The 3,865-nt window shown below is 33.5% G+C and carries 4 protein-coding genes; all 4 read left to right on the forward strand.

Going from position 1 to position 3,865, the window contains the following annotated elements; all coding sequences use genetic code 11:
* The first annotated feature begins 45 nt into the window (after positions 1–45).
* Complete coding sequence (lepB, locus tag B2S90_RS01795; RefSeq protein WP_286696467.1) at positions 46–537, forward strand: signal peptidase I; 492 nt, start codon at positions 46–48, stop codon at positions 535–537.
* Between the two features lie 194 nt (positions 538–731).
* The gene (locus tag B2S90_RS01800; RefSeq protein WP_055233289.1) at positions 732–2,483 is read left to right on the forward strand and encodes a hypothetical protein; all 1,752 of its coding nucleotides are present in this window, start codon (positions 732–734) and stop codon (positions 2,481–2,483) included.
* A gap of 121 nt (positions 2,484–2,604) precedes the next feature.
* Complete coding sequence (locus B2S90_RS01805) at positions 2,605–3,363, forward strand: SDR family NAD(P)-dependent oxidoreductase (protein WP_055233288.1); 759 nt, start codon at positions 2,605–2,607, stop codon at positions 3,361–3,363.
* A 124-nt stretch (positions 3,364–3,487) separates the two neighbouring features.
* Positions 3,488–3,865 (forward strand): hypothetical protein (locus B2S90_RS01810; RefSeq protein ID WP_286696468.1); only part of this gene is annotated, 378 nt, incomplete at its 3' end.

The raw sequence follows: 3,865 nt of genomic DNA on the forward strand, positions 1-3,865 counted from the left end.
AAGGAATTATCCTAAAACTATGGTATAATCGTTTCGGTGATTAAAATGAAAAATATGAAACAAACAATATTAGAATATGTAAAAGTAATTCTTGTGACAGTAGTTCTTACATATGGTTTCTTATTCTTTGTCCAGATTTCTCATGTAGAAGGACAATCTATGGAACCTAATTATCATGAAGGGAACATTGTCTTAGTCAATAAGCAGTTCTATCATTATGATGATGTAAAATATGGTGATGTTGTTATTGCAAAATGTAATATATTAGGACAGCAGAGACAGATCATTAAAAGAGTCATTGGCAAGCAGGGAGATACAATAGAATGTATTGATCATGAACTCTACCGTAACGGTAAGAAAGTCAATGAAACATACATAAATGAACCAATGACAGATAGTAATTGGACTTATACAGTTCCTAAAGGTGATGTCTTTATTATGGGGGATAATAGAAACCATTCTACAGATTCCCGTTATATAGGTGCTGTTTCTTTTAAGAAAGAAATAGTTGGTAAAGTATTCTTTAAGGCCTTCTAGTAAAGGTCTTTTTTATGTTGCATATTAGACTTAACTAACTCAGCAAGAAAAAAATGGGAATTTACTAAATTCCATAAATAATAACGCTTACATATGATAATTACAAAATTAGGCTTTGCATATTGTAAATTTCTCTGCTATTATGGGGTAAAATAGATAGGAGCTAACATAATCTATTTGGAAAGGATGAAAAAATGGCTAAGAAATTCGAAATTACTAGAGGTAATGCAATCTTAAACTTCTCTGAAGAATTCTGTCAGAGTAGATGTGAATTAGTGGAGAGTGAATCTTTCTCTAAAGTATTGGAGAAATTCATTAAGAATCAGCGCAGATTAGAAACACAGTTATATATTTATTTACATGAACGCAATGCGGATGATTTCTTCTTATTAGGAGATTTAAAAAGCATTTTCAAGTTATTACTTGTGCTTGATGCAGAACAGGTTTGTGCATTAAGACCAGAATATGCAGTGTATTTTGAAGATCGTGATATGTTCGTAAAGTTAATTGAAGACATTTATTTATACTGGAGAAAGCTTCAGAGATATGCAATTGTTTTCAATGACTCAAAGAAATCAGGTTACCAGAGTGTACAGTTTGCTGACGCTCAGGAAACATTTGAAAAACTTGTATTAGAAGTATATCGTTCAATGCAGAGAGCTGTAGGTAAGAACGATAAGGTATTAAGACAGATTACAGCTGGTGTCAATGCTGGTTTAACTGTTACTCACTTAACTACAGGTTTACCTGATGATTATGAATGTTTAAAGGATGTTCCATTCATTGAACAGGTTGTTATTCATCCACCATTTATCACTTATTCTAAGAGAAACAAAAGAGATGGTGTATTCCCAGAAAGTAGAACAAATCCAGTCACTGACTTAACATTTAATCCTGATCAGTGGTTATGTTATCCTGCAAAGGTTGGTAAGTTATTATGTTTCGTTTACTTCAATACTAAGTTCATGGCACAAGGTGTTACTTTATGTAACTTATTTGAACTTGCTGATGAATCAGAATATAGACATAATAAACCAGATCTAGTATATGTATATGGTTATGAAGATGGTAAAAAGGATCAGTTATTCTTCCAGGATGACAAGAACGATATGATGGTTGCTAAACTATCAGCAAGTGATGAATTCGATTACTTCGGATATATGAAGAAGATGTGTTTAACACTTCACAACGTATCTAACATCAACCACCACAAATTACCTATCCATGGTGCTATGATCCAGATGAAGTTACATGATGGTTCTGAAAAGAATATCGTTGTAATGGGTGACTCTGGTGCTGGTAAATCAGAAACTATTGAACAGATCAAAGCTTATGGTCAAGCTTATATCGAAGATATCAAGACTATCTATGATGATATGGGTTGCTTATCATTAGTTGACGGTAAAGTAAAGACTTCAGGTACAGAAGTTGGTGCCTTCGTTCGTCTTGATGACTTAGATGCTGGTTACAGCTTTAAGGAATTAGATAGATCTGTATTCATGAACCCAGATAAGGTAAATGCACGTATCGTAATTCCTATTACTGATTATAAGGATGTTATCGCTGATCATGACGTAGATATCTTCTTATATGCTAATAACTATGAAGCTGAAGGAGAAGCATTAGAATTCTTCGATAATGAAGAAGATGCATTAAAGGTATTCAGAGCTGGTAATCGTATGGCTAAGGGTACTACTACTGAATATGGTTTAGTTGGCTCTTATTTCGCAAATCCATTTGGTCCAGTTCAGAGAAAAGAACAGACAGAACCATTATTACAGGAATTCTTCCATAAGATGTTTGAACAGGGTGTACAGGTTGGTGTACTTCGTACAAGACTTGGTATTAAAGGTCAGGAATATGATGGTCCTAGAACTGCTGCAAAGACTATCTTACATTATGTAACTGGTGATAATGATCTTAAGGAATTACCAGAAGAACAGTAATTTCTCAAACACTTCAAGATTATTCTTGAGGTGTTTTTTTATACAAAAATAGATGAATTTGATTATCCACTCTATAAATACGCTTACAGTTATGTTATAGTTTTAACAAGGAGGGTTGAATATGGGTAAATTAGATAATAAAGTCGCTATCGTTACTGGTGGTAATGCAGGTGTTGGTAAAGCTATTGCAAAATTATTTGCAAGTGAAGGTGCAAAGGTTGTTATTTCAGCAAGAAGAAAAGAAGTATTAGAAGAAGTAGGTAAAGAAATTGAGGAAGCAGGAGGTACTGTATTATGTGTACCTACTGATATTTCTAAGATTGATGATGTAAAGAACCTAGTTTCTAAAACTGTAGAAGCATTTGGTAAAGTAGATGTATTAGTGAATAATGCAGGTGTACTTGATAAAGGATTAAATGCGATTGATCGTATTGATTATGATGATTTAAATAGAGTTATTGATATTAACCAGAAGGGTACAATGTATTGTATGTCTGAAGCATTAAAGGTTATGACAAGTGGTGCTTCTATTGTAAATATTGCAAGTGTTGCAGGTCAGTTTGGTGCTGGAGGAGCAGTTTATGTTTCTACAAAAGCAGCTATTATTGGTGTAACTAAACATACTGCAATGCGTTTTGCGAAAGAAAATATTCGTTGTAATGTGATTTGTCCTGGTAGTATCACTACAGATATGGCAGCAGGCTTAACACCTGATACAATGGATATGAAGATGATGGGTGCTATGCGTGCTCATAGTGATTTATCACTTAAACCATGTAGTCCAGAAGATGTTGCAAGAGTCACTCTTTTCTTAGCAAGTGATGATGCAGCACCTATTACAGGACAGGTTGTAGTCACTGATTACGGTGTAGATTTATAATGGAGTGCGGCTTAGGCTGCACTTTTTCAATGTCTTTTATGCTAGAATTTATGCCTCTTGTGCAAGAATTATAGTCAGTGAATCATATCTTAGATAGAGTTGAAGTATGGAAAGGAGTGAAATGATGAAACTCAAGAAAATACTAATCATTCTTATGACACTTATTGTTGTTGTGGTTGTCTCTACACTTCTTCATTATCAGAATATGAATTATATATCTGAAAACTGGAATATCGACTTCCCTTCAGAAAATACCATTGTCTATCAAGTAAAACCTTCTCCTTCATTTATGAATGATGGAATATATTATGAGGTACAGGAAGTTAAAAATAAAAATCTTCCCATTACATTGAATAATAAGAAGAATAATGAAATAGAAGGAGAATTCAATAAATATATCATAGAAGCAAAAGTATCACAAAAGCAGTTGCCAGACTTCACTCAGGATTATAAGTATTATAAGAAAAGTGATGTAGGAAGATCACTGATTGTAGTAGCTCAG

The sequence above is a fragment of the Catenibacterium sp. UBA627 genome, assembly GCF_002299355.1.
Classification (GTDB): domain Bacteria; phylum Bacillota_I; class Bacilli_A; order Erysipelotrichales; family Coprobacillaceae; genus Catenibacterium; species Catenibacterium mitsuoka.

Excerpts from the sequence above, each read along its gene's own strand:
- lepB (WP_286696467.1), top strand. The coding sequence starts at position 46 with ATGAAAAATATGAAACAAACAATATTAGAATATGTAAAAGTAATTCTT.
- B2S90_RS01800 (WP_055233289.1), top strand. The coding sequence starts at position 732 with ATGGCTAAGAAATTCGAAATTACTAGAGGTAATGCAATCTTAAACTTC.
- B2S90_RS01805 (WP_055233288.1), top strand. The coding sequence starts at position 2,605 with ATGGGTAAATTAGATAATAAAGTCGCTATCGTTACTGGTGGTAATGCA.